The sequence below is a fragment of the Cupriavidus gilardii genome (genome assembly GCF_013347325.1).
GTDB classification, from domain to species: domain Bacteria; phylum Pseudomonadota; class Gammaproteobacteria; order Burkholderiales; family Burkholderiaceae; genus Cupriavidus; species Cupriavidus gilardii.
On sequence record NZ_CP054626.1, the window covers coordinates 1,579,636 to 1,604,104 of the forward strand.

22 protein-coding genes are annotated in these 24,469 nt (G+C 68.4%); 10 read left to right on the forward strand and 12 right to left on the reverse strand.

What is annotated here, in order from left to right; all coding sequences use genetic code 11:
• Positions 1 to 4: 4 nt before the first annotated feature.
• Positions 5 to 835, reverse strand: coding sequence for a DUF3348 domain-containing protein (locus FOB47_RS17485; protein ID WP_174781690.1), 831 nt, complete (start codon positions 833 to 835; stop codon positions 5 to 7).
• A gap of 83 nt (positions 836 to 918) precedes the next feature.
• Positions 919 to 1,167, reverse strand: a complete 249-nt coding sequence (locus FOB47_RS17490) for a hypothetical protein (RefSeq protein ID WP_053823099.1) — start codon at positions 1,165 to 1,167, stop codon at positions 919 to 921.
• A gap of 283 nt (positions 1,168 to 1,450) precedes the next feature.
• Between FOB47_RS17490 and FOB47_RS17495 the strand changes: the two genes are divergently transcribed.
• Entirely contained in the window at positions 1,451 to 2,221 is a 771-nt protein-coding gene (locus FOB47_RS17495; protein WP_174781691.1) for a hypothetical protein, read from the forward strand.
• Between the two features lie 10 nt (positions 2,222 to 2,231).
• Here the strand turns inward: FOB47_RS17495 and FOB47_RS17500 are convergent, their stop codons facing one another.
• A complete protein-coding gene (locus FOB47_RS17500; protein WP_390884839.1) occupies positions 2,232 to 2,978 on the reverse strand; it encodes an NADPH-dependent F420 reductase in 747 nt (248 codons plus the stop codon).
• Between the two features lie 374 nt (positions 2,979 to 3,352).
• Between FOB47_RS17500 and FOB47_RS17505 the strand changes: the two genes are divergently transcribed.
• Positions 3,353 to 3,520 carry a hypothetical protein gene (locus FOB47_RS17505; RefSeq protein WP_217488940.1) on the forward strand — a complete coding sequence of 56 codons (168 nt, stop codon included), beginning with the start codon at positions 3,353 to 3,355 and terminating at the stop codon, positions 3,518 to 3,520.
• 34 nt (positions 3,521 to 3,554) lie between these two features.
• Here the strand turns inward: FOB47_RS17505 and FOB47_RS17510 are convergent, their stop codons facing one another.
• Positions 3,555 to 3,860, reverse strand: coding sequence for a hypothetical protein (locus FOB47_RS17510; protein ID WP_053821852.1), 306 nt, complete (start codon positions 3,858 to 3,860; stop codon positions 3,555 to 3,557).
• A 386-nt stretch (positions 3,861 to 4,246) separates the two neighbouring features.
• Between FOB47_RS17510 and FOB47_RS17515 the strand changes: the two genes are divergently transcribed.
• Together FOB47_RS17515 and FOB47_RS17520 are read left to right on the forward strand one after the other, a co-directional pair.
• Positions 4,247 to 5,068, forward strand: a complete 822-nt coding sequence (locus FOB47_RS17515; RefSeq protein WP_174781692.1) for a class I SAM-dependent methyltransferase — start codon at positions 4,247 to 4,249, stop codon at positions 5,066 to 5,068.
• Positions 5,069 to 5,184: 116 nt separating this feature from the next.
• Positions 5,185 to 6,270: a LacI family DNA-binding transcriptional regulator gene (locus tag FOB47_RS17520; RefSeq protein ID WP_174781693.1), complete on the forward strand. Its 1,086-nt coding sequence runs from the start codon at positions 5,185 to 5,187 to the stop codon at positions 6,268 to 6,270.
• A gap of 6 nt (positions 6,271 to 6,276) precedes the next feature.
• Here the strand turns inward: FOB47_RS17520 and FOB47_RS17525 are convergent, their stop codons facing one another.
• From FOB47_RS17525 to FOB47_RS17540, 4 genes are all read right to left on the reverse strand, one after another.
• Complete coding sequence (locus tag FOB47_RS17525; RefSeq protein WP_390884838.1) at positions 6,277 to 6,987, reverse strand: sulfite exporter TauE/SafE family protein; 711 nt, start codon at positions 6,985 to 6,987, stop codon at positions 6,277 to 6,279.
• On the reverse strand, positions 6,987 to 8,459 hold the full coding sequence (locus tag FOB47_RS17530) for an amidohydrolase family protein (RefSeq protein WP_151022453.1): 1,473 nt from the start codon (positions 8,457 to 8,459) through the stop codon (positions 6,987 to 6,989). The genes FOB47_RS17525 and FOB47_RS17530 overlap by 1 nt, the downstream gene beginning before the upstream one ends.
• Positions 8,460 to 8,662: 203 nt before the next feature.
• Complete coding sequence (locus FOB47_RS17535; RefSeq protein WP_053821856.1) at positions 8,663 to 9,994, reverse strand: uracil-xanthine permease family protein; 1,332 nt, start codon at positions 9,992 to 9,994, stop codon at positions 8,663 to 8,665.
• A gap of 290 nt (positions 9,995 to 10,284) precedes the next feature.
• The gene (locus tag FOB47_RS17540) at positions 10,285 to 11,166 is read right to left on the reverse strand and encodes a LysR substrate-binding domain-containing protein (RefSeq protein WP_053821857.1); all 882 of its coding nucleotides are present in this window, start codon (positions 11,164 to 11,166) and stop codon (positions 10,285 to 10,287) included.
• A gap of 120 nt (positions 11,167 to 11,286) precedes the next feature.
• On the opposite strand from FOB47_RS17540, the gene FOB47_RS17545 reads away from it, so the two are divergent.
• The 4 genes from FOB47_RS17545 to metC all read left to right on the forward strand — a co-directional run bounded on the left by FOB47_RS17545 (position 11,287) and on the right by metC (position 16,013).
• Positions 11,287 to 11,886 carry a cysteine dioxygenase family protein gene (locus FOB47_RS17545; RefSeq protein ID WP_053821858.1) on the forward strand — a complete coding sequence of 200 codons (600 nt, stop codon included), beginning with the start codon at positions 11,287 to 11,289 and terminating at the stop codon, positions 11,884 to 11,886.
• 182 nt (positions 11,887 to 12,068) lie between these two features.
• Positions 12,069 to 13,643 (forward strand): rhodanese-like domain-containing protein, encoded by a 1,575-nt coding sequence (locus FOB47_RS17550; RefSeq protein ID WP_053821859.1) that lies wholly within the window; start codon positions 12,069 to 12,071, stop codon positions 13,641 to 13,643.
• Between the two features lie 49 nt (positions 13,644 to 13,692).
• The gene (locus FOB47_RS17555; RefSeq protein ID WP_174782486.1) at positions 13,693 to 14,673 is read left to right on the forward strand and encodes a Bug family tripartite tricarboxylate transporter substrate binding protein; all 981 of its coding nucleotides are present in this window, start codon (positions 13,693 to 13,695) and stop codon (positions 14,671 to 14,673) included.
• A gap of 155 nt (positions 14,674 to 14,828) precedes the next feature.
• Positions 14,829 to 16,013, forward strand: a complete 1,185-nt coding sequence (metC, locus tag FOB47_RS17560; protein WP_174781694.1) for a cystathionine beta-lyase — start codon at positions 14,829 to 14,831, stop codon at positions 16,011 to 16,013.
• A 63-nt stretch (positions 16,014 to 16,076) separates the two neighbouring features.
• Here the strand turns inward: metC and FOB47_RS17565 are convergent, their stop codons facing one another.
• Positions 16,077 to 16,997, reverse strand: coding sequence for a Bug family tripartite tricarboxylate transporter substrate binding protein (locus FOB47_RS17565; protein ID WP_174781695.1), 921 nt, complete (start codon positions 16,995 to 16,997; stop codon positions 16,077 to 16,079).
• Positions 16,998 to 17,305: 308 nt separating this feature from the next.
• Between FOB47_RS17565 and FOB47_RS17570 the strand changes: the two genes are divergently transcribed.
• Positions 17,306 to 18,619, forward strand: coding sequence for an NAD(P)/FAD-dependent oxidoreductase (locus FOB47_RS17570; RefSeq protein WP_174781696.1), 1,314 nt, complete (start codon positions 17,306 to 17,308; stop codon positions 18,617 to 18,619).
• On the opposite strand, the gene FOB47_RS17575 is transcribed toward FOB47_RS17570, so the two are convergent.
• Positions 18,577 to 19,518: a LysR substrate-binding domain-containing protein gene (locus FOB47_RS17575; RefSeq protein WP_174781697.1), complete on the reverse strand. Its 942-nt coding sequence runs from the start codon at positions 19,516 to 19,518 to the stop codon at positions 18,577 to 18,579. The genes FOB47_RS17570 and FOB47_RS17575 overlap by 43 nt on opposite strands.
• A 34-nt stretch (positions 19,519 to 19,552) precedes the next feature.
• Positions 19,553 to 21,142, reverse strand: a complete 1,590-nt coding sequence (locus FOB47_RS17580) for a Fic family protein (RefSeq protein ID WP_174781698.1) — start codon at positions 21,140 to 21,142, stop codon at positions 19,553 to 19,555.
• A 542-nt stretch (positions 21,143 to 21,684) separates the two neighbouring features.
• On the opposite strand from FOB47_RS17580, the gene FOB47_RS17585 reads away from it, so the two are divergent.
• Positions 21,685 to 22,776, forward strand: coding sequence for a porin (locus FOB47_RS17585; RefSeq protein ID WP_174781699.1), 1,092 nt, complete (start codon positions 21,685 to 21,687; stop codon positions 22,774 to 22,776).
• On the opposite strand, the gene FOB47_RS17590 is transcribed toward FOB47_RS17585, so the two are convergent.
• Complete coding sequence (locus FOB47_RS17590) at positions 22,767 to 24,398, reverse strand: glycine betaine ABC transporter substrate-binding protein (RefSeq protein ID WP_390884837.1); 1,632 nt, start codon at positions 24,396 to 24,398, stop codon at positions 22,767 to 22,769. The two genes, FOB47_RS17585 and FOB47_RS17590, sit on opposite strands and share 10 nt — an antisense overlap.
• Positions 24,399 to 24,469 lie beyond the last annotated feature (71 nt).

Consider the following 24,469-nt stretch of genomic DNA (forward strand, 5'->3'; position numbering starts at 1 on the left):
CTGATTAGCTGCCGGATCGGTTGCGGCCCAAGGCTGCGACCAGTCCCTCGACGGGTTGGAAACGCAGGTCCAGCTCGGCCAGCAGCAGGTCTTCCATGTCGCGGCGGAACACCCGGCGCCATGCGCCAGGCGTGATCGCCGCCGCCACGCCAGCAGGCTCGGGCCTTTCGGCGGCATTGGCGGCATTGTGGGTATCGGGCGCTTGCGCGGCATCGGCGGCTTCGGTTGCATCGGCGGCCGCGATCTGGGCCAGCGCGTTCTCCTCGGCCTGCCGCAAGCGCTGATAGTGCGCCTCCAGCACGGCCGGCACGTTGGCCAGCAAGGCCTGCTCGCGCGCGCCCATCACGCGTTCCATCACCGCATCGAGCATCGCCAGCCTGCCCTGGCCGGGCCGACGGGCCAGCGCCGCCCGCAGCCGGCCGCGCAGATCGCCGATGGCAGTTTCCATCCGCTGCTGCAGCGTCAGATAGCGCTGGCGGTAGATCGCAAAGTCGGCCGACGCGTCGAGCGCCTCCGCCGGCAACGGCCGGACCGGACTGCGCCGCCCCCGGGCCGAAGCGCGATCGTCGCGGATCGCGTCGGCCAGCATCGCCCGAACCCGCTCGCTGTCGGCCGCTTCGTTGCTGGCGATGGCACGCGCGCCGGCAGCCGGCACGGCCGGCGGATTGCCATTGAGCGCCGACGACAACGCGATCGCGTCCGTCCAGCCCAGCCATTGGCTCAGCTGGCCGGACAGCGACGGGGCCGATTCGGGGGCCTGGGCTTCGGTCAGGTGCGCAAGCAGCCGGATCAGCGTCTGTCCGCCGGGGCCTGCGCTCGGGGGCACTTGCAACATAGCGCCTGAGTGAAAAACCCCGCAGTTTACACTGCCGAGCCCTCGATTCGGCGCTGGCGCCGGCAACCCGCTGACGGCTATGGTCAGGGCTGCGGCTTGAGCTGGTCGTTCGCCAGTTCGAGCATGCGCAGCGCTTCGTCGAAGACGCCGGTATCGCGCAGATCGGTCAGCCCTTGGGCTTGTGCGCTGTCCCGGTCCGCCGCGACCCCACGGATCAGTGCGTCGAGCAAGCCGGGCTGCAGCTGTTCCGCGCGCTGCAGCAGCATGTGCAGCAGGTAAACGCAGGCGCCGATGCGGCGCTCGTCGGTGTGTTGGGCAACTGGGGCGCTCATCGTCATCCTCCCTGGTCGGTGTCGCCGCAAATATGGGCTTGCAGACGGGCATCGTCCGGCGCGTGCGCATTCTACCGCCGCCCGGAAGGCCGCTCGCCATATGGCGTTGGGCAGCAAGGCCTGCTTCCGTCCGTTGCCGCCGCAAATCGGAAGCGCGCGGCGGCGGGGCTCGTCAGAATCGCGCGGTCCGCGTCGCGGACACGAGCCGGACCGCGGCGGCGCAGCGGCACGCCTGCCGGCGCGGCGCGGTTTCCCCTCAACGCCTACCCTCCTTCCTTCACCCATGCACACCACTTCGACGGGCGCCGCCGCGCCCCAGCAAGCCATTTCTCTTTCACGCCTTCTCGAGTCCGACGCCAGCCCCGCGGCGGCACGAGAATTACCTCACACGGCATTCGGCGCCGGCGAAGCGCACGTCGCGCTCGAAGCGCGCCACGACCGCCTGTCGCTGAATGCGGTATTCGAGGCGCTGGAGCAGGAAAGGCAGCGGCATGCCGATGCACACCCGCGCGATCTGCTTGGCGCCCTGCTGGAGAGCCACAACCTTCGGCTGAGCCACTGCCTGGTGCACGACGTGCTGCAGGCCGCCGGCCATGCCAACCCGCCGTGCGGCACCACGCCGGCAGACACGCCGACCGCGCGTTTGGCGCGGGTCCTCGCGGAGCCGAATCCTTCGCTGGAGGGAACGCTCAGGGCGCGCCTGGCCCGGGTCCTCGCCGAACGCGAGCGTCCGCAGGCGGCCGGCACGACGACCGCGGCTGCGCGCCTGTTGGAGCAAGCCGCGCACCTCGCGGCGCGCCCAGGGGCCTGCCCTTCGCTGGTCTCAGCCATGGAGCAAGGGCTTGCCGCCATGCCGGCAGATCTGCAGGCCGCCTGGCTGGCCGAATGGTTGTCGTGGCCGCAGCCGCCGGCCGGTATCCAGGACAACGCAATGGCACTGATCCACAGCGGTCAACTGAGCGATGCGGCGCGGACGAACCTGCTGGCCAAGATCACGGTGCGCAATCTGATGAGTTCGCCGGCGAATTCGCCGGCGGCGCTGCATCCGCTTTGACGGCCGGCCGCTAGCGTCCGGAGGGCGGCGCAGGAACTGCCGCCCTCGCTTTCTGCCGCAGTTCCTCGGCGTTGCCGACCTGGCGGAACAGCGGCCCGCCGGGCGCGAAGCTGTCGGCGATCTTCAACGGGCCGACGACGACCGGCTCGAAGCCGGCGGCGCGTACCAGTTCGGAGGCGGTGTCGAGCGCGGCCCGATCGTCGCCAGCGATCGGGATTGCAATCCGCGGTTCCTGGTGGTGCCGGGTCGCGAAATCGCTGGCGCTGGTGAAATTGAAGGCCCGCACGATGCGCGCACCGGGCAGATACTTCGCCGTGGTCGGACCGATCCCGTTGGCCAGTGCGTCCTCGCCTGCCGCGCCATCGCGATGGCGATAGGCGTTGGTGGCGTCGAGCACCACCTTGCCGGCCATCCCTCGGCCATGCTCCTTGCCGACCTCGGGCAACGCGCCGTAGGGCACGGCGATGAACAGCACGTCGCCGAAGGCGACCGCCTCGGCCACGGTGCCGGCGCGTGCAAGCGGGCCGAGCCCGTCGACCAGCGGCTTCAGTTGCTCCGGATGCCGCGACGAGAACAGGACCGGATAACCGGCCTTGACCCATAGCCCGCCCACCGTGCCGCCGATGCGGCCGCTGCCGATCACGCCGATCTGCATCGGCTTGCTGCCCGATGGCCTGGGCACGGCCTGCTGTGGCGATGGCGATGGCGATGGCGATTGTGCCGCGGCCGGTCCGGGCCATGCGGCCGGCAGCAGCATCGCGCCCCCGGCAATGGCCAGCAGCCGCCGCCGGCGGGATTGGGCCGCTGCAGCGGCGGCAATCGATGCGAAGGCCACAACGGGCGCGCGGGCCGACGCATGAACAAGCGATCCATGGCGATGTCCTCCGAACGGCGAGCCGCGGCAGGCGGACCGGCGCGAACGCTGCGTTGCCGCGGTGACTGTCGCCACTCTAGGCCAAAATGCGGCCGCTCTCCATGTCGCACTACGATGGCTGCGGCCCGGATTGCGCTGTCCAGAGCCGCCGAATCCCGCCGCCCCATTCCGCCAGGCGGCCGCGCAGCGCCGATCGATTTTCCCGCATGGGCCGAGTCTGTGCAGCCGCGCCATGTCACGTGCCTGGACCTCGGTCCGTGGGGAGCGGTGCTGACCGAGGCTGGCAGCGCGAGGTCCGGCTGGCCTGTGCGGCAGCGAACGCGCTGAAGCGGCAGATCAACCAGCAGTGGATCTGTCCGCCGCAGGCGCATCGCGGCACGGCCTTTGCCGTGGCCGAGCCCGGATATCACCCGACGGCCGCTTGACGACCAGTGCGGCTTCGTCGTGGCGACCGGTGGATCATCGGATTGGCCGCTCCGCCAGGTTCAGCAGGCATCCCGCGACGCAGCCGATCAGCACATTGCCCAGCCCGAACACCGAGGCGGCGGCGGCCCAGTCATGGGTGGCGGCGAAGGTGGCGCCGCTCGCCCCTGCTACCAGGCCGAACGCGACACCGGCAACCGCCCCGGCTGCCACCCGCGGGTAATCGGACCAGAAGCGGCTACAGAGGCCTTGCTGGCGGGCATCGGCATCGACCCGAATGCGGGATTCCTGCAGCAGCCCGTAACCATCCTCCCAGGGGCGATTCACATCGATCGCCGCCATGTCGATTGCGAGATGGGTCGGAAGCAACGGGGTACGGTTTGTTTGCATGATCGGACTCCTGTCATCTGGTGATTCGGAAATGGTGGGAGGCGCGGGGCGCCGATCGCCGACCGACTACACGGAACGGCGATGCGCGGATCGTAGGTGTCGCGCCGATACCGGCGAAGTGGTTCGTCCTGCATGCCGCCCAATTACGTACAAGGCAAACGCAAAAGCACAAGTACGCGGTTCGTTCGCGCCCCGTTGGGTAGCCGAACGGTTGGCGTCAGCAACGCGTCGGGCCGCAGCGAACTCGCGTCGCGGTGCGGGCCACCGCCGTCTACGATGAACTGGCAGGCCAAACAAGCGGCGAGCGCCCTGCTCCGCAGCCTGCCAGGAGACTCACCATGACCACACCGAACACCGACAAGCTGTTCACGGGCCCGATCCCCGAGCTGTACGAGCAATACCTGGTGCCGATGATCTTCCAGCCCTATGCCGACGACATCGCTGGCCGTGTCGGCGCGCGGCGCCCTGCCCGCGTGCTGGAGATCGCCGCCGGCACTGGTGCTGTCACACGCGCGATGGCGAAGGTGCTGCCCGACGAGGCGGAACTCGTCGTCACCGACCTGAATGCGCCGATGCTGGCGCGCGCCGAGGCGATCGGCCTGAGCGGCCGCGTGGCCGAATGGCGCCAGGCCGATGCGATGCAATTGCCGTTCGACGATGGCAGCTTCGATCTGGTGGTGTGCCAGTTCGGCGTGATGTTCTTTCCGGACAAAGCCAGGGCATTTGCCGAGGCACGCCGGGTACTGCAGCCCGGCGGCACCTTGCTGTTCAATGTCTGGGATCGCATCGAGGAGAACGAGTTTGCGCACGCGGTGTCGCGCGCGCTGGCCGAATGCTTTCCGGACTCGCCGCCCGACTTCATGGCCCGCACCCCGCATGGCTACCACCAGCGCGACCGGATCGAAGGCGACCTGCGCGCCGGCGGCTTCGCCACGGCGCCCGATTTCGACACGGTCGCCAGGCGCAGCCGTGCCGAATCGGCGCGCGTGCCGGCGCTCGGCTTCTGCCAGGCAACGCCGATGCGCGCCGAGCTCGAGGCGCGCGGCGGCGACGCGATGCAACGGGCCACCGACTATTGCGAGGCCGCGCTGCGCAGCCAGTTCGGCGAGGGACCGATCGAGGGCCGGATATCGGCGCATGTCGTTGCGGTGACCGCTTGACGATGCGAGTGGCATGACGGAGCAGCGCGATCGCTGGTGTATGCTTGCCACGGCGCCTGTCGTGCCGCGCTGCCACATCGCCCTGCCCCATCACCTTGCTCCGTTGACCGCACCGCATGAAAGACCCGAGACCGAGCGCATCCGTCCCGCCCCGACGCATCACCATCCATGACGTGGCCCGGGAGGCCGGCGTCTCGTTGACGACGGTATCGCATGCGCTGAACGATCGCGGCGTGGTCGATCCGGCCACGCGGGCGCGGGTCAAGCAGATTGCCCAGCAACTCGGCTATCGGCCCAGTGTCCGCGCGCAGCGGCTGCGTTCGGGACGCGCCAACAGCATCGCGCTGGTGTCGTCGATGCCGTTCGCGGTAGCAGGCGGCACCTCGCGCCTGGGCTTCATGATGGAAGTGGCGGCAATCGCCGCCGAAGCGGCGCTGGGCCGCGGCATTGGCGTGGTGCTGGTGCCGCCGCTGGAGGGTGCGGGCGGCCTGCTGGACAGCCTGGACATCGATGGCGCGATCGTCATCGAGCCGGTCGCCAACGACGCGCATATCGCGCTGCTGCGCCGGCGCGGCGTCAGCATCGTGTCGATCGGCCGCGAGCCCGGCACCGACGATCCGGTGCCCTTCGTCGATCTGCAATCCGAATACACCGCGCGGCTGCTGCTCGAGCATCTGCACGCGCAGGGCCGGCGCCGCATCGGCCTGCTGATCGGCGCCACGCCCCGCCAATCCTATGTCGAGACCGAGCGCGCCTATCGCGCCTTCGTCGCCGAGGCCGGGCTGCCCTGCCATATCGTCACCGCGCAGGAGAGCGAAGGCGAAGCGGGCGGCGCGGCCGCTTGCGCGGCGCTGCTGCGCGAGCAGCCGGACATCGATGCGCTGTGCGCGCCGGTCGATGCGTTCGCGGTCGGCGCGATCGCGCATGCGCAAGCGCTCGGCAGGCGCGTGCCCCAGGACCTGATGGTGGTGACCCGCTACGACGGCATTCGCGCGCGCAGCCATCAGCCGCCGATCACGGCGGTCAATCTGCATCTGGAACGGGTCGCGTCGCAGGCCGTCGAGCTGCTGTTTGAACATGTCTCGGGCCGGCACGAACGCGCTTCCGTCGCGGCGCCGCTGCCCGAGCTGGTGCCGCGCGAGTCGTCGGCTGCGTCCGCTACATCCACTCCCCCCGCGACGTCGGCGACATCGGCAGCCTAGGCGGCGTCAGCCGCGCACCAGCACCACCAGTCCCGATACCAGCGCGAACACCAGCACGCCGAGGCGCAGCATGCGCTGGTTGATGCGCCGGTGCACCAGATGGCTGGCCAGCATGCCGGCGCCCAGCACCGGCAGCATGCCCAGTGCGTAGTGCCACTGCGGCGCGCCGAGGCGCTCGCTCACCGCCAGCACGATCAGCGAGATGACCTCGCCCACCAGGAAGCACAGCGCCACGGTCGCGCGCAGCGTCGCCACCGGTGCGTGCTGGTAGGCCAGCGCCAGCGGCGGCCCGCCGACGCCGGTGGCGGTCTCCGTCACGCCGGTAATCAGCCCGGTCGAGGCGAACGTCACCCTGCCCGGCGTGAAGGCCGGCGCAAGCAGCGACACCACTGCCGCCAGGATCGTGCTGCCGCCCACCAGCGCATTGAGCCAGGCCATCGGCACCGCCACCAGCACCCACAGGCCGCCGAAGGTGCCGGCCAGCCGTCCGGCGCTGATCCAGCCTGCGCCGCGCAGATCGATCGCATGCCGCTCGCGCCAGGCGACATAGGCGTTCAGCGGCAGCATCGCGATCAGCAGCGAACCGGGCAGCATCGCGGGCGCGGCCAGCGCCAGCACCGGCACCACGATCAGTGCGAAGCCCATGCCGGTGGTGCCCTGGACCAGCGCGCCGGCGAACACGGCGAGCCAGACGCTCAGCATCGTCGTATCGAGCATCATGCCTGCGCCCCGCCCTTTGCGGTCCGCAGCGAAGCCGCGCAGGCGGCGCGATGGACGTCCGCCGGATCGTGCAGCTTGGTGATCGGCGCGTTGGCGATGGTCTGCTCGGCCATCTGGCGGATCTCCGCCATCAGCGCACGCGCGTCCCAGTCCAGCGGCCAGCCGTCCCACAGGCGCAGCCGCCCGTCGACGAAGACGCCGCGGATCTGGTCTCGATTGGCCAGCCGCACCAGCTCCCAGCTCAGGTCCCACGACGGCGTCAGCTCCGGTACATCGCAATCGAGCAGCAGGAAGTCCGCCTGCTTGCCGGCCGCGATCTCGCCGGTGAGCTTGCCCAGGCCCGCCGCATCGGCGCCATCGTGCGTCGCCATGTCGAGCCAGCGCCAGCCTGCGCCGCAGGATGAATCGCCGACGCCGATGCCGAAGGCAAAGCGCTGCGCGGCCTCGGCATGGTCGAGCAGGCGGAAGCCGTCGCTGCGGGTGCCATCGGTGCCCAGGCCCAGGCGTACGCCGAAGGTCGCCATGGTTTCAGCAGGCGCTACCGCATTGCCCTTCCAGGCGCTGGCGACGGGGTTGTAGGCGACCGCCGCGCCCCGCTCGGCCAGCAGGCGGATTTCGTGCGGCGTCACCAGCGTCGCGTGCGCCAGCAGCGCGGCCGGCCCAAGCGCGCCGACCGCGTCAAGATGTTCGATCGGCCGCTGGCGGCGTGCATTGAGCGAACGCTCCACGGCGACCAGATGCTCGTTGGCGTGCGTCTGGAAGACGCGGCCCGCTTCCTCGCACAGCCGATAGACGTCATGCAGCATCGCATCGCTGGCCACCTCGGGAATCGAGATCGCCAGCGACGGCACCACCAGCGGGTGATCGTCGTACATCGCCAGATGGCGTTCGGCACGGCGCAGGATCGGCGCGGCGTCCAGAGTCTGGCCGCCGGGACGATCGTTGCAGATCAGGCCCAGCACGCAGCGCACGCCGGCCTCCCCGACCGCCTGCGCGATCGCCTCCAGTCCCGCATCGGCACGCGTGCCGGCATCGCAGACCGTGGTGAAGCCGCCGCGCAGCGCCTCGAGCGCGGCGAGCTTGGACGACAGGTACAGATGCGTCTCGGTCAGGCTGCCCTCCAGCGGTACCCAGACGCGCCGGAAAATCTCCGACGGCTCGCCGAATACCAGCGACTTGCCGAACGATTGCGTCAGATGATGATGGGTGTCGATCATCCCGGGCATCAGCAGCATGCGCGGCAGCGCCAGCGTGGGCAGATGCGGAAATTGCGCGGCGATCTGCGCGCCCGGGCCGACCGCGGCAAAGCGGCCGTCCTGCACCACGATCGCGTGGTCGCGCACGATGCCGTCGCGCAGCAGCGTCCATTCGGGCAGCAGGACCTGCGGGCGGTCGAAGGACGCGGGACGCAGTGCGGCGTGCTCGGGATTGGAATTGGGATCGGGCAAAGCGGAAGGAAAAAGCGACATACGTTCTACGGGTTGCGGCGCATGCATGCAGCGGCATGCGCCTGGATGAATCGCACCCTCTCCCGCTTGCGGGAAAGGATCGGGGAGAGGGAAACCGGCGGTTGTTCAGCCAGCCGCAGCCATGACGAAGGCCCTTTCCTTCTCCCCCACCTCTGCCGCAAGCGGGAGAGGGAAAAAAACCGGCGCGACGATCAAACGCGAACTCAATGCGCGACCGGCACCTTCCCCACACCGCGGCGCAGCCCGGTATGGAAGAACAGGAAGTTCATCAGCGCCGCGGTAATCGCGCCCATCGCCACGCCGTTGCCCACCAGGATGCGGATGTTGGCCGGCACGCTGGCATAGATGCCGGGCACCAGGATCGGCAGCAGGCCGACGGCGAGCGCCACCGCGACGATGTACATGTTGGCGTGGTCGCGCAGATCGACCTTGCGCAGCATGTCGATGCCCATGGTGCCGACGATGCAGAACACGATCAGCCCGGTGCCGCCGACCACCGCTTCCGGAATCGCGGCGATCAGCGACGACACCGGCGCCAGCAGGCCGAATACCACCAGGATGCCGCCCGAAACCGCGGTGACGAAGCGCGAGCGCACGCCGGTCGCCCGCACGATGCCGATGTTCTCGCCGCTGGTGATGATCAGCGAGGTGCCGAACAGCCCGCCCAGCAGCGAGGTCAAGGCATCGCCGCGAATCGTGCGGGGCACGTCGCGCTGTTCGTCGATCGGCTTGCCGACCGCATCGCCGATCGCGATGGTCTGACCGGTGGCCTCCACCATCGACACGATCGAGAACACCATCAGCGGTATCGCGGCGATCAGGTCGAACTTCGGCATGCCGAACGGCAATGCGGAGGGCAACGCCAGCACCGGCCACAGCGACAGATGCTCGCTGTGGAAGGCGCCGATTCCCACCGCCACCAGCGCCCCGCCGAGCAGCCCCAGCAGGATCGCCAGCTGCCCCAGCATGCCGGTCAGCACGCGCGAGAACAGCACGGTGAAGGCGATCGTCGCGAATGCCAGCAGCAGGTTGATCGGCGCGCCGAAGCCGGGCGTGCCCGGTTGCCCCGCGATCAGCTTGCCCGATACCTGCGCGAGATTGATCGCCACCAGCAACAGCATGGTGCCGACCACCGCCGCGGGGAAATAGCGCAGGCAGCGGCGAAACACCGGCAGCACGAGGAAATAGAACACGCCTGTCAGGATCACCGCGCCGGCGGCGGTCTGCACATCGGTCTGCTGCGCGATCAGGATGAACAGCACGATCGGCGCCCCGCCAGGCAGCATGATGAACGGCAGCCGCGCGCCGATGCCCTTGGGCCCGAACGACTGCAGCAAGGTGCCCAGGCCGCAGATCACGAAGGTCGCGCTGAGCAGCTGCATCGCCAGCGCGGGCGGGAAGTTGAGCGCCTTGCTCATCAGGAATACCGAGGCGATGGGCGAGGCGGCCATCACCAGCACATGCTGCATGCCGAAGGCGAACAGCCGCCGCCATGGCAATACCTCGTCGACGGCCGCGATTGCGGGTTGGGACATGGGGTCTCCTCCTTGGATGACAGCGGCGTCTATTGGTGAATGCGTCGGTGGCGCGGTCGGTGAGCCGCGCCGGCGTGTCCATGCGTCTATGCGCCCGTCTGTGCGTATTTCGCCGCTGAATGTTAGAAAACTGCCGAACCAAAACGTTTTGGTTAGTCTATGCGAAGGCCGGCAGCCATGCAAGCGGCCGGCCGAAACCAGCGGTATCGGCTGTGTTGCCCGCTGCTGCGGGCCACCAAGGCCTGGCGCAAGCGTGAGGTGGATGGGTGCGAAGGAAACGCGTGAAGGAATCAGGCCGGCAAGGATCCAGCCGCGGTCGCGTTCAGGCCCAGCGTGGACTTGAGCATCTCGTAGACCTGCCGCGTGGCCGGATTGATCACGTCGGGACGCATCCACAGGTAGTACGCGACGTCCGGCAGGCGCGGCATGCCGTCGTTCTCGCCGAGCACGCGCATGTCGGGTCCGAGCAGCTCGATGCTGCGTGCGGTCACGCCCAGGCCGGCGCGGATCGCGGCCTTGATGCCGATCAGGTTCGGCGCCAGATAGCCCGGCCGCCACGGCACCTGGGCCAGTTCCAGCGCCTCCAGCGCGAGCCGGCGGAACAGGCTGGGCTCGTCGGCCAGGATCAGCGGCACCGGCCGCGAAATGTCATGCACGTAGTCGGCCGCGCAGATCCACACCGTCGGTGAAGTCCGCAACACCACGCCTTCCAGCGTCGGATCGCTGCGCGTCGACAGCGTCAGATCGATCTCGCCCCGGCGCAGCGATTCCATCAGGAAGGGGCTGCGTCCCACATGAATTTCCAGCTGCAGCTTCGGCGAGCTGCGCGCGATATGCGCCAGCAGCGGCGGCAGCATCGTGTCGGCAATATCGTGCGGCGCGCCGATGCGCAGCGCCCCTTCCAGATTGCCCTCGCGCAGCGCGCGCAGCGCCTCGTCGTTGATCGCCAGCATGTGCTTGGCGTATTCGAGCAGCTTCTGGCCATGCGGCGACAGCCGCTTGCTGCGGCCCTGCTTGTCGAACAGCGGCAGCCCGACCTGCTCCTCCAGCCGCTGCATCTGCTGGGTCACCGCGGACTGGGTCTTGTGCGTCGCGTCGGCGGCGGCCGCAAAGGTCGTGTGCTCGGCGATGGCGACCAGCGTCCGCAGCAGTTCGAGGTCGAGATGGCGCATGAAGGATATATAAGGGATGCTTATATGATTGCGCAATATTCTAAGTTGTTCGGCCCTGACGCGTTCAGTACAGTGTGGCACCAGACCCGCACCTATTCCGCATCTTTCAGGAGTTGTTCGATGAGCCTCGCTCCCGCGCGCGCCGAATCCCGCACCGCAGCCGTCCAGGGCGCCATTCAAAGCATTAAGGATATTGTTGAAAACAAGGCGCTGACGCGCGAGGCGCTGGACCGGGTGCTGACCGTGGTCAAGGACCTGGCGGCGCACCGCGAATGGTGGGGCGAGGCCGATTTCGCGCCGCCCGAGGCCGGCGAGCGTCAGGCGCGCTATCTGATCACCGAGGACCCGGACCAGCGCTATGCGCTCTATCTGAACGTGATGCGCCCGGGCAAGCGGATTCCGCCGCATAACCACACGACCTGGGCCTGCATCGCCGCGGTCGAAGGCGAAGAACAGAACTACGTCTATCGCCGCGTCGACGACGGTTCGCAGCCGGGCATCGGGCAGCTCGAGCAGACCGATACCGTGCGCGTCGGCCCGGGCGAAGGCATCGCGCTGATGCCCGACGACATCCACTCGGTCGAGATCCAGGGCGAACAGATCATCCGCCATCTGCACATGTATGGCCGCGCGCTGGAAACGCTGAAGGAACGCATCGCGTTCGACCTCGAGACCGGCCGCTACCAGGTGATGTCGGTCGGCGTGCAGACGCGCCGCTGATTTCCGCGCGGCCCGTCGATCCGCGCCAGCGCATCGGCGACCACCGCCGCCTCCGAACGATTCCCCTCCCCTTGCCACCTATGGCTGTCCTCGGCCAGGGGAGCGTTTTGCCCGAATTCCACCGGCCACCAGTGTCGCAACCGCTGGCCCATGAACCTGCAATGCCCCGCAATGACCCCGCAATGACCCAATACGTAGACGCCCCGACCCTGAAGGCCTGGCTGCATGACGGCGCCGAGATAGCGCTGCTCGATGTGCGCGAACACGGCCAGTACGGCGAATCGCACCTGTTCCTCGCGGTGCCGCTGCCCTACAGCCGCCTCGAGCTCGAGGTCGGCCGCCTGGTGCCGCGCCGCGCCGTGCGCGTGGTGGTCTACGACCACGATGAAAGCGTCGCCGTGCCGGCGGCCGCCGCACTGCGCGCCGCCGGCTACACCGACGTGCACGTGCTGCGCGGCGGCACCGCGGCCTGGGCCGCGGCCGGCTATGCGCTGTTCGCCGGCGTCAACGTGCCATCGAAGACGTTCGGCGAGCTGGTCGAACACAGGCTGCATACGCCGCGCATCGGCGCCCAACAGCTGCATGCGATGCAGGCGCGCGGCGACAAGCTGGTGGTGCTCGACGGCCGGCCGCTGTCCGAATACCGCAAGATGAATATCCCCGGCGCGATCTGCTGCCCCAACGGCGAGCTGGCCTACCGGCTGCGCGACCTGGTGCCGGACGACGACACGCCGATCGTGATCAATTGCGCGGGACGCACGCGCAGCATCATCGGCGCGCAGACGCTGATCAATCTGGGCGTGCCCAATCCGGTCTACGCTCTGGAGAACGGCACGCAGGGCTGGTATCTGGCCGATTACCAGCTCGAGCATGGCAACGATCGGCACTACCCCGACAAGACCGAGGCGAACACCGCCGAACTCGAGCCGATGCGCGCGGCGGCGGCACGGCTGGCCGAACGCCACGGTGTGTCGACCGTCGACGTTGCGACCGTGCAGGGCTGGGCCCGCGACACCACGCGCACGCTGTTCCTGTGCGACGTCCGCACGCCGGAAGAATTCGCGCGCGGCACGCTGCCCGGCGCGCAGCACACGCCGGGCGGCCAGCTGATCCAGGCCACCGATCAGTACGTCGGCGTGCGCGGCGCGCGGCTGGTGCTGTTCGACGACGACGGGGTGCGCGCGCCGGTGGTCGCGAGCTGGCTGCGGCAGCTGGGACACGACGCTCATGTGCTGGCGGACGGCTTGCGCAGCGGCCTGGCGCTTTCGCCCGCTCCCGCGGCCGCACTGCCGGCACTGGCCGCCATCGATGCGGCACGTCTGGCGCGCGAGCTCGACAGCGGCGAGGTCGTCGCGATCGAGCTGCGCGCCAGCATGGATTACCGCAAGGCGCATGTCCCCGGTGCGCGGTGGTCGATCCGGCCCCGGCTGGCACACGACTTGGCCGGCGAACTGCGCCCGCTGGTGCTGATCGCCGATCAGCCGGACATCGCCGCGGCCGCCGCGCTGTCCTTGCCCGCGCCGCAACGCGCGCTGGCGCGCGTGCTCGACGGCGGCATGGCGGCGTGGAAGGCCGCCGGCCTGCCGCTGGCCGCCTCGCCGACCGAGCCCGCCGACCCCGACTGCATCGACTACCTGTTCTTCGTGCACGACCGCCACGACGGCAACAAGGCCGCCGCCCGCCAGTACCTGGCGTGGGAAACCAATCTGATCTCCCAGCTCGATGACGCGGAGCTGGGCAGCTACCGCCTGCCGTAGTACCACCACGCCTGGAGGAGTCCCCATGAAAAGAACCATATCCCTGTCGATGCTTGGCCTGCTGACCGCGGTGCAACTGAGCGCGGCTCCCATCGCCAGTGCCAGCGCGCAGCCGCTGGCGCCGGTCGGCGGCTATCCGAGCCAGCCGATCCGCTTCGTGTCGCCGTTCCCCGCCGGCGGCGGCAACGACGCGATCACGCGCATCGTCACCAACAAGCTGGCGGCCGTCACGGGCCAGCCCGCGGTGGTCGACAACCGCGGCGGCGCGGGCGGCAATATCGGCGCGAAGCTGGTCGCCGAGACCAGGCCGGACGGCTATACGCTGCTGACCTCGCAGGTCTCGCTGATGGCCGTCAATCCGACGCTGTACTCGTCGGCGGGCTTCGATCCGATCAAGAGCTTCACGCCGATCACGCAGCTGAACGCCGCGCCGCTGGCCATCGTCGTCGCCGCCGATTCGCCGCTGAAGACCTTCGCCGACCTGGTGACGCAGGCCAGGGCCGAGCCGGGCAAGCTGACCTACGCGACGCCGGGCAACGGCACGCTGTCGCATCTGGTCGGCGTCGTCCTCGACAAGGACCACAAGATTGCGCTGACGCATGTGCCGTACAAGGGCGCCGGCCCGGCCATCACCGATCTGCTCGGCGGCCAGGTGGCGACGCTGATCACGTCGACCTCGTCGGTCGCGGGCTTCGTGCAGAGCGGCAAGATGCGCGTGCTGGCGGTGACGAGCCCGAAGCGCCTCGGCGTGTTCGCCAGGGTGCCGACGCTCGACGAGCTCGGCTACAAGAACGCCAGCTTCGAGGACTGGTACGGCATCTTCGCGCCGGCCGGCACCTCGCCCGAGCGCGTCGCCTACCTGCGCGCCTCGATCGCGCAGGTGCTGCAGTCGCCCGAGGTCGTCAAGCTGATCCACGACGGCGGCAGCGAGGTCGTCGCCAGCACGCCCGACGCCTTTGCCGCGCAGCTCAAGAGCGATATCGCGAAGTGGTCGCGCATCGTCAAGCTGTCGGGCGCGAAGATCGACTGATTGCCGATGCCGATGCCGTTGCGCGGTGCCGGGTCCGTTCGCGGCCGGCACCGCGCCTGGGCCACCCGCCTCCGCCGCTTCCGTCTCACACCATTCCGCATCCATTCCGCGCCGACGCTCCGCCGTGATGGCCGCCTTGATGCCGCTCTGACGCCATGCCCGATCCCACCAGACATTCGCCGCTGACCACGCTGATCCACGCCGGCAAGGCGCTCGACTACCCAGGCGGCCGCCCGGTCAATCCGCCGGTGGTGCGCAGCAGTACCGTGCTGTTCGACACCGTCGCGCAGCAGCGCGAAGCGCGCGCCCGGCGCGGCGAGGAACGCCTGTTCACCTACGGTGCGCGCGGCACGCCGACCAGCTTCGCGCTCGAGGATGCCGTCTGCGCGCTTGAAGGGGGCTACCGGACGCGGCTGTATCCGACCGGGCTCGCCGCGATCGGCATGACGCTGCTGGCCTATCTGCGCCCGGGCGATCATGTGCTGATGGCCGACTGCGTCTACGAACCGGTGCGCAATCTGGCCAACACCTTCCTGCGCGACCACGGCATCCGCGTCGATTTCTACGCCGCCGACGGCAGCGATATCGAGGCGCGCATCGAACCGGCCACGCGGATGCTGTACGCCGAATGTCCGGGTTCGCTGGTCTACGAGATGTGCGACCTGCGCCAACTGTCGGCGCTGGCGCGCCGGCGCGGGCTGCTGCTGGTGGCCGACAACACCTGGGGCTCCGGCCTGCAATACCGGCCGCTGGCGCTCGGCGCCGATGTCTCCATCATGGCCGCGACCAAATACCTGTCGGGCCATTCCGACGTGATGATGGGCACGGTGACGACTACCAAGGACGCCTGGCAGCCGCTGTCCACACTGGCCGACAGCTTCGGCATCGCGGTCAGCCCCGACGACGCCTATCTGGTGCTGCGCGGCATCCGCAGCCTGGCGCCGCGGCTGGCGATGCACGAGGCCAATGCGCTAGCGGTGGCCGACTGGCTGACGCAGCGCGCGGAGGTCGCCACGGTCTTCTGCCCCGCACTGCCCGGCGATCCAGGCCATGCGCTGTGGCAACGCGATTGCACGGGTACCAACGGCCTGCTTTCCTTCGAACTGCGCGGGCACGGCGTGGCCGCGGCGGAGCGTTTCATCGACGCACTGACGCTGTTCGGCATCGGCGCGTCCTGGGGCGGCTACGAGAGCCTGGCCACGCTGTCCGACCTGCGGCGCGCCCGCAGCGTCGACGACTGGTCGGCGCGCGGGCCGATCGTCCGGCTGCATATCGGCCTCGAGGATCCGCGCGACCTGATTGCGGATCTCGAGCAGGGACTGGCGGCGATGGGTCGATGACATCCGCCCGATGACCTGCATGCGGACGGCGTCACCACCCACCATCGATTGCACTCGATCCCCTCAGTCGCCCTTGTAGCCGGAGGTACGGACGATGGGCGTCCAATGTTCGCTCAGGCGCTTCCTGCGTTCGACCACCTGTGCCGGCGTCGAACCGGGCTGCGGCTCGTAGCCGATCGCGCGAATGCGTGCCTGCACGTCGGGCTGCGCGAGCACGGTACGCATGGCCGTGTTCCAGCGCGCGATCTGCGCCGGCGGCGTACCGGCTGGCGCATACAGCGCATAGCCGGAACTGGCCAACAGCGACGGGTAACCCTGTTCGCCAAACGTCGGAACATCGGGTAGCTGGCTGCTGCGCTGCTTGCCCGATACGGCCAGCACACGGATCTTTCCGGCACGGTGCTGCTCGACGAAGACGCCGAGCCCGTCGATCGCGGAGCCGATCTGATTGCCCACCAGATTGGTGACCATCGCCGGCCCGCCCTGGAACGGCACGATCGACATGTCGACCCGGCTTTGCCGGGCAAAATCGAAGGCCAGGAAGTGCAACACCGATCCGAGTCCCGAAACGCCCAGCGTGGCGGCGGCGGGATTCGCATGCGTGGCCCTGACGTAGTCGTTCAGCGTTCGGTAAGGCGAACTCCCGCTGACCGCGATGCCATAGTCGAGCGATGCCACCTCGGTGATCGGCGCGAAGTCCTTGTCGGGGTCGTACCGCAGGTTGCGGTAGACCAGCGGCGCGATAACCATCGTGTCGAACAGCGTCATCAGCACCGTATTGCCATCGGGCGGCGCCTGCTTCAACCATTCGGCCGCGACACGGGTACTGGCGCCGGGACGGTTCTCCACGATGACGGGCTGTTTCAGCTGGTCCTTCAGCCGGTCCACCAGCACGCGCGCCATCGAGTCGGCCGCGCCGCCGGCGGGAAATGGAACGATAAAACGGGCCGGTGTCTCGGCGCGGACCCGCGGCGGATTGGCCAAACCAAGGGCCCAGCCCGCCCCCAGTGCGGAAATGGTAGCAATGGCGCGACGGCGCCCTGCTCGTGCTGCATTGCTCGACATGCCCGATCTCCCCCTTGTCGTGTTCTCCAACAACGCGCGCTACAGCGGCGACGCAAAGTCATCATGGTCAAGCCCGGCGGCAATGTCGAATCATGGTTCTGAATACGCCATCACGAATCCGAAATGGCAGGACGGCGAGGCAGTGCCGCATCATGACGATGCCCATTCCGACCAATCCATCGCCACGATCCATGTCCGACTCATTACCCTGCAGCCCCCCGACCCACGTGACTCCGTCCAAGCCGGCAAGGCCGTATACCGCGCCCGGCCGGCCGAACGTTTGCGCCGACATCGCGGTCGTCGGCGCCGGCATCGTCGGACTGTGCATCGCACTGTCGTTGCGGCGCCTGGGCCGCGACGTAGTTCTCTATGACGCGTTGCCGCCCGGAGGCGGCGCGTCGTTCGGCAATGCCGGCCTGATCAGCGTCGACAGCTGCATTCCGATCGCGCTGCCCGGTATGGTATGGCAGCTGCCAAAATGGCTGCTCGACCGGGATGGTCCGCTCGCGATCCATCCGCCGAGGCTGCTGGCCGCCGCGCCATGGCTGCGCGCATGGGTGCGTGCCAGCCGTCCGCAGCAGGTTGAGCGCGCCTCGCATGCACTGCGGGCCTTGCATGGGCCGGCGCTCGACGGATATCGCGAGCTGCTCGGCGAAGCCGCGTCCGGCGCGGTGATCCAGGCCCGAGGGCATCTGCACTTGTGGTCGGGCCAGGGGTCGTCATCGCGAGCCGACCGCCTGGTCGCGCGATTGCGAGAGGAGCAACAGGTGGCGACCGAGCCGTTGACGCAGGCCCAGTTGAGGGCCTTGATCCCGGACCTGGCCGATCACGTGCGCGGCGGCATCCGCTTTCCGCGGCATGCCCACGCGATCGATCCGCAGCGGCTGACGCAGGCCTTGGCAAGCCAGTTCGAACAGGAAGGCGGAAAGATTCGGCTGCGCCGCGTCCAGCGGCTCCAGCCGTGCGACGACGGTGGTTTCCGGCTATGGACGCACCACGGCGACGAGCGCGCGGATCGCGTGGTGGTGGCGGCCGGCGCCTTCTCCGGAGAATTGCTCGCTCCGCTGGGCGTCCGCCTGCCGCTGGAGGCCGAACGGGGCTATCACGTGCAATTGCCGGAGCCCGGCGTGACGGTACCGGTGCCGTTCATCTACCGGGATCAGGCGGTGGCCGTCACGCCGATGGAAGGTGGCCTGCGCTTCGCCGGCACAGTCGAGATCGCAGGACTGCGCCATCCGCCAGACGAGCGCCGCACCGACGCGATCCTGGCCACCGCACGCAAGCTGTTTCCGCGCGTCGACACGCGCGGCGCCAGCGTTTGGCTCGGCTTGCGACCGTCCACGCCGGACAGCGTGCCGATCATCGACGAGCTGCAGGCGCATCCCGGGCTGTATGTCGCCTGCGGTCACGGCCACACCGGCTTGACCGGCGCGCCGATAACCGGCCGGCTGATGGCGGCGCGCGTTGCCGGCGTTCCATGCGGGCTCGATCCGACGCCTTACCGGCTCTCGCGCTTTTCGGGTTTCTCGCCTTCCTCCTGAGATCCCATCTGCAGCAGGATGTCGCGCGCCAGGTCGATCAGCGCACGAGGCTGCAGTTCCTGGGTCCGCGACTTCAGCCAGTAGGCGCGATACGACAGCCGGCGGGGCGTCGACAGCGGCAACACGGTCAGGCGCGAAGGCCCGAACAGTTGCGCCGGCAGGCCATCGAACAGCATGAAGCCGAGACCCTCGGCCACCATGCCGCACGCCGAGATGGCCGCGGGACATTCGGCGACCGGCACGGGCATCGCGCCGCACGGTTCGAATAGACGTTCGACTACGTCTTCGATGCCTTCGATCCGGGACAACGAAATCATCGGCTCGTCGAGCAACTGGCGCGGCTCCACCACGGCCTGCCCCGCGAGTCTGTGGCCGGGCGGCAGATAACAGACCATCGGCAATTCGGCCAGCAGCTCGCTGTCGACACCCGGGATATCCGGCACCTCCAGCGCGAAGCCGATGTCCGCCTTGCGCGAGCCGATCAAGGCGGCGACATGGTGCGCGACGCGCGAGTGCACCGAGAAAAAGATGTCGGGATGCTGCCGCGCATAGGTTGCGGCGAGGCGAGGCAGCACGGTCGCGCCGAAGGCAGGCGTGCACGCGATCGAAATGCGCTGGCGCTGGTCTTGCTCGATGCGCTCGCAGAACGCATTGATGGCATCGAGGCCGATGAAGGACTTCTCGATTTCCTCGAACAGCATGTCGGCGCCCGGTGTCGGCACCAGTCGCCCGCCACGGCGATCGAACAGCAGGAAGCCAAGGCGCTCCTCGGCGTCGCGCAGCACGTTGCTGATCGCCGGCTGCGTGACATGCAGGCGGGTCGCCGCGCCCGTCACCGAACCGGTCAGGATGATCGCGTGGACCGTTTCGATATGGCGGAAGCTGAGTTTTCTTCGCATGTGGGTACCGAGAGGCGGAAGCTGGTTCGAGGCTCTACTCTTCGGCTGCGTCTGCACTGCGTTGAAGTGCACCCGTACCACCAAAGTCCTTGAAGGCGTTTCTCAACGCCATCGCAAGATCTTCGACTATCTGCGGGTCCTGCAATACCGGGAATTCCTTGCGGAGCTTGTTTGACAGCACGCCACCGTTGTCACGTACCGAGCGGATGATTCGATCGATATCGGCGTCGGGCCCGTCGATGATGTCCTTGACCATGCGCCGCGCAATGGTCCATTCGCGCAACACATCGGCTTCCCTGCGCATCTCCCGATGGATCGTCCGGTCAATTACCCAGGCCATGTATTCCGCTTGCGCGGTGAGGTCCGGAAAGCGCCAGGCATGTAGCGCATCGTCATATGCATGGAATTCGAAATTCGATTCGATGCCGTCCTGGTACTTCCGACGAACATCCTTGAAGGCATAGCGGTCGCTGTAGCGCGCCATCAATGGCGCCGAAAATTGCTCCAGGACTTCGTCATACCGGACCACGTTCTGTGGCTTCTCGGTAATGACAGCTGAAATTGGCAGGACGAACGGCTTTGGCACGGCACCGTCGCGCCGCAGCACATCATTGACCAGGAAGCGATGGATACGGCCGTTGCCATCGGCCAATGGGTGGATGAACACGAAGCCAAATGCTGCTGCACCCGCTCGGACAACGGAAGACTTGCCAACCGTTCTTTCCAGAAACGCTTCCACGCCCGTCAGCATGCCCGGCACGCGTTCCCAATGCGGCGCAATGTAATGAACGATCTGTTCATACTGGTGCGTTTCGCCGACGAATACTGGCGAGCTGCGCAAGCCAAAGCGCGAAAGCGTGCTCCGGTCGCTGACGATCTCCTGTTGCAGTTCAGCAAGCGTTGCCGGACTCAGCAACCGAGGGTATTGGCCGATGCGGCGCTCCATGACCGCTGCGAAACGACGAATGCGATCACGCTGATCCTGTTCGTGCTCAATGGCGAAGCTGGCACGACTTTCCTTGATCGTCAGCCAGACCGCGCTGCGCATCAGCACGTCGTGGCCGAATTCGGCATTCAATTCCTCCAGCGCGGCGGCACAGTCGTATTTCTCGGCAGCCTGGATGGCGCCGGTTCGCCGTACGAGCGGGCAAAACTCGGGAGTGCCGGGCAGGTTATCGCGAACGCGCCAGCGTGGGTTGTTGACCGGACGGACGGCGGCGAAGTAGTCGTCCGAACTGATGGCGTCGACGTAGTTGCCTGCGGTTGCTACGCACGCATCCGGAAGCTTTCGCCCGGTCAGCCATTCGTAGAGAAATCCAGCCCGTCGTGCATACTGGCCGGTGCGTTCCTGCGCCAACCACGCAGACAGTTCCTCGACGGACAAAACCTCGAAGAGCCGGGAAAGGAATTCAAGATGAACCCCTTCATGCCGGAGCGCGTACGAAAGCTGTCCACGAAGGGTCAGTGGCTGAGCCGCCGTTGCCGGATAGATTTCCTGCACCCGACCATCCACGACGACTGTGCGCCGAGCCGGGCCAAGAGCGCTGGTAATTTGGAAATCCTGGACCGGCACCACCCTATAGTGATCCGATAGCCACTTGTAACCTAATGATTGGGCAGTCACTGGCTCTCCTCGGCGTTTAAACGCACCTGTTTACCGATTAAATATAGCCCATTTTTATAAAAATTATTTAAACATCACATTTCAGTCGCCCTGCGGGGTATTCGGTCGAGCGGGTTTCGGCCGGTCGATGGCGCGTGTCATCGTGCCGTCAAAACCGCGTTTTCGGGCGCGCTCGGCAAAGCAGGTAAACTACCGCCCGTTCGCCGTACCGGGGACGACCCGGAACATGCCTTCACCGTCCGCCCTGCGATAGCCGGAACGACGCGCGAGGTGGGCGCCGGCGAACCCAGCCACAGGGCCCTCGGGTCCACTCCCGCGGCGCCGGACCGTCCGGCATCGCACAGGCTTGCCCGGCTCCCCTGCCGGCATTCGCCGCCAGCAAGGCAACGTCGCCCATCTCGACCTTCGCCCGGGACACGCGCCACCGCGCACGTCCCGATGACGACCCGCGTGCCCGCGCGGGACTGGTACCGCAGGCCATCGGCCTGACGGGTCCGCCGGCGCCCCGCGCACCGGACGGGTCCGACCTCGGAGGACAATCCATGAAGAAGACAGCCAGCCCCTGGCTGCTGGCGGCCGGGCTATTGCCCGTCGCCGCTCTCCCCGGCGCCGCGCAAGCCGAGCCCGGCGTCACGCTGTACGGCATCGTCAGCTCGGCGGTGCGCTACACCTCGAATCTCGACGGCCATCACAACGACCAGATCGGGCTTGTCTCCGGCGGCATGGTCGGCAGCCGCTTCGGCCTGAAAGGCGACGAAGACCTCGGCGGCGGCAATCACGCGATCTTCCAGCTGGAAGCCGGCGTCGGCAGCGACGACGGCCGCCTCGGCTACAACGCGTTCTTCGGCCGGCAGGCCTATGTCGGCCTCAAGGGCGGCTGGGGCAGCCTGACCTTCGGACGCCAGTACAACGCGCTGAACAATATCGGCTGGGCCTTCAATCCGCTGGACCAGGGCTGGGGCAACTTCTGGTCGGATCCGCTGTATCTCGGCGGCGACATCTTTATCCAGGACTACCGCATCAACAACAGCGTGGTCTACCAGCACACGATGGGTCCGCTGACCGTGCAGCTGGACTACGGCGCCGGCGAGCAGCCCGGCAGCATGGTCCGCGGCACCACGCTCGGCGGCGGCGCGCTGTACCAGCAGGGACCGGTCGCGTTCGGCGTCGCCTACGACCAGCGCAAGAACGACGATGGCAGCGGCACGGTGCGCAACTACACGGTCGGCGGCTCGTATGCGTTCGGCAAGGCCAAGGCGTTCGTCGGCCATATGGGCCGGCGCGAATCGGCCAACGATGCGCGCTACGCGATCGCCTTCGCGGGGCTCGGCTACCAGTTGACGCCGGCGCTGCATCTGTCGGGGGCCTACTACCGCTATTGGCAGAACGGCAACGTCGCCACGCAGTTCCAGGACGTGCCGGTGCCGCTCGGCAGCGGCAATGCCGACAGCATTGCCGTGGTGGCCGACTACGCGCTGTCCAAGCGCACCCACGTCTACGTCGAGGCCGATGCCGCGCGAGCGCGCGGTGGCGCGGTCGGGCGCGAGACCGAGTACTGGGCCGGCACGCCGGCGCTCGATATCGACAGCACCACGCACATCGGCGTGATGGTCGGCATGCGCCATCACTTCTGAGCGCCCTGAGCGCTCCTGGCGCTGCGCTGGCCGCGGAACAGCAGCCAGCGTTCGACGACCTCGAAGAGGCCCTGCGCCAGCAGGGCCAGCAACGCCGAGGGAATCGCGCCGGCCAGCAGCAGCGTGTCGTCGTTGAGCGCGAGGCCAGTGGCGATGCGTTCGCCATAGCCGCCGGCACCGACGAAGGCGGCCACGGTGGCGGTGCCGACGCTGATCACGACCGCGGTCTTGATGCCGGCGAGGATCACCGGCAGCGCCAGCGGCAATTCGACATGACGCAGGCGCTGGCGGGCGGTCAGTCCCAGCGCGCGGCCGGCGTCCGACAGGCCGGCCGGCACCTGCTGCAGCCCGGTGCAGGTATTGCGCACGATCGGCAGCAAGGCGTACAGAAACAGCGCGACCAGCGCCGGCCACAGGCCGATGCGGCCGAGCAGCGGAATCAGCCCGGCCAGCAGCGCGAGCGAAGGTATCGTCTGCAGCATGCCGGCGATGGCCAGCACCACCTGTCCCAGCCGGCGTCGGCGCGCGGCAACCACGCCCAGCGGCACGCCGGCCACCACCGCGGCGCCGACCGCGCCCACGACCAGCGCCAGATGCTGGCGGGTCAACCGCCAGGTGTCCGGGCCCAGCAAGGTGCCGAGCAGCCCGGCCCGCTTGTCCGCCGCGTTGTCCGCCGCGTTGTCGGCTGCCATGCCGGCTGCGTTGCCGGTCGATTTGCCGGCTGCGGCGCCATCGCCCGCCAGAAAGCGCCGCGCCACCGCGGCGAAGCTGGCGCCGTCCAGTTCGGCCTGCGCGTTCATCGCGATCATCCGTTCGCCGTCGATGCGGCCTTCGAGCGCGGCGATCGCGCGCCATGCCGCCGGATGGCGCTGCGGCACATCCAGCCGGTACAGCACGATCGCGTCATAGCGCGGAAACACCTGGCGGTCGTCCTCGAGCACCCGCAACCGATAGGCGCGGATCTTGGCGTCGGTCGAATAGATGTCGATCGCATCGACCTGTCCGGCCGCCAGCGCTTCGTAGGCGATGCCGTGGTCCAGGCCGATCGGCTGCTGCGGCAGCCGGTAGCGGCTGGCCAGCGTGGGCCAGCCGTCGGCGCGGCCAAGGAATTCGTGTGACAAGCCAAGCCGCAGTCCCGGTGCGTGCGCCAGGTCCGACAGCGTGCGCAGGCTGTCGGGCGCCGCCGCAGCCTGGGCGCCGTCCCCTCCCTTGCCGCCCTTGCCGCCCGTGGCGCTCTGACCGCGCACGGCGATCGCATAGGTGTTCTGGAAGCCGAACGGCACCGCCGCGCCCAGGCCCAGCGGGACCAGTGCGGCCTGTATCTGCGCCAGTGTCGCGGTGGGCGGCAGCTTCAGCAGCTCGGCCGCCACGGTGCCGGTGTAGTCGGGGTACAGGTCGATGCTGCCGGCGCGCAGCGCGGCGAACACGATCGCGGTGTTGCCGAGCCCGGCCAGATGGCGGGCCGGTCCGGCGGTTGCGGCGGTCTGGGTCAGGATTTCGCCGAGGATGTAGGACTCGGTAAATCGTTTGGAGCCGATCTTCAGCGGCGCGATGGCGGCGGGCGGATCGCCCTGCGCCTGGCTGGGCAACGGCATGCCCGCCCCAAGCAGCAGCACCGCCATCGACAGCGCCGCCAGCAGCCCTGAAAGCGGCGCCGACCGCGCTCCCCCTCGCGAACCGAAACGCCGGCCGC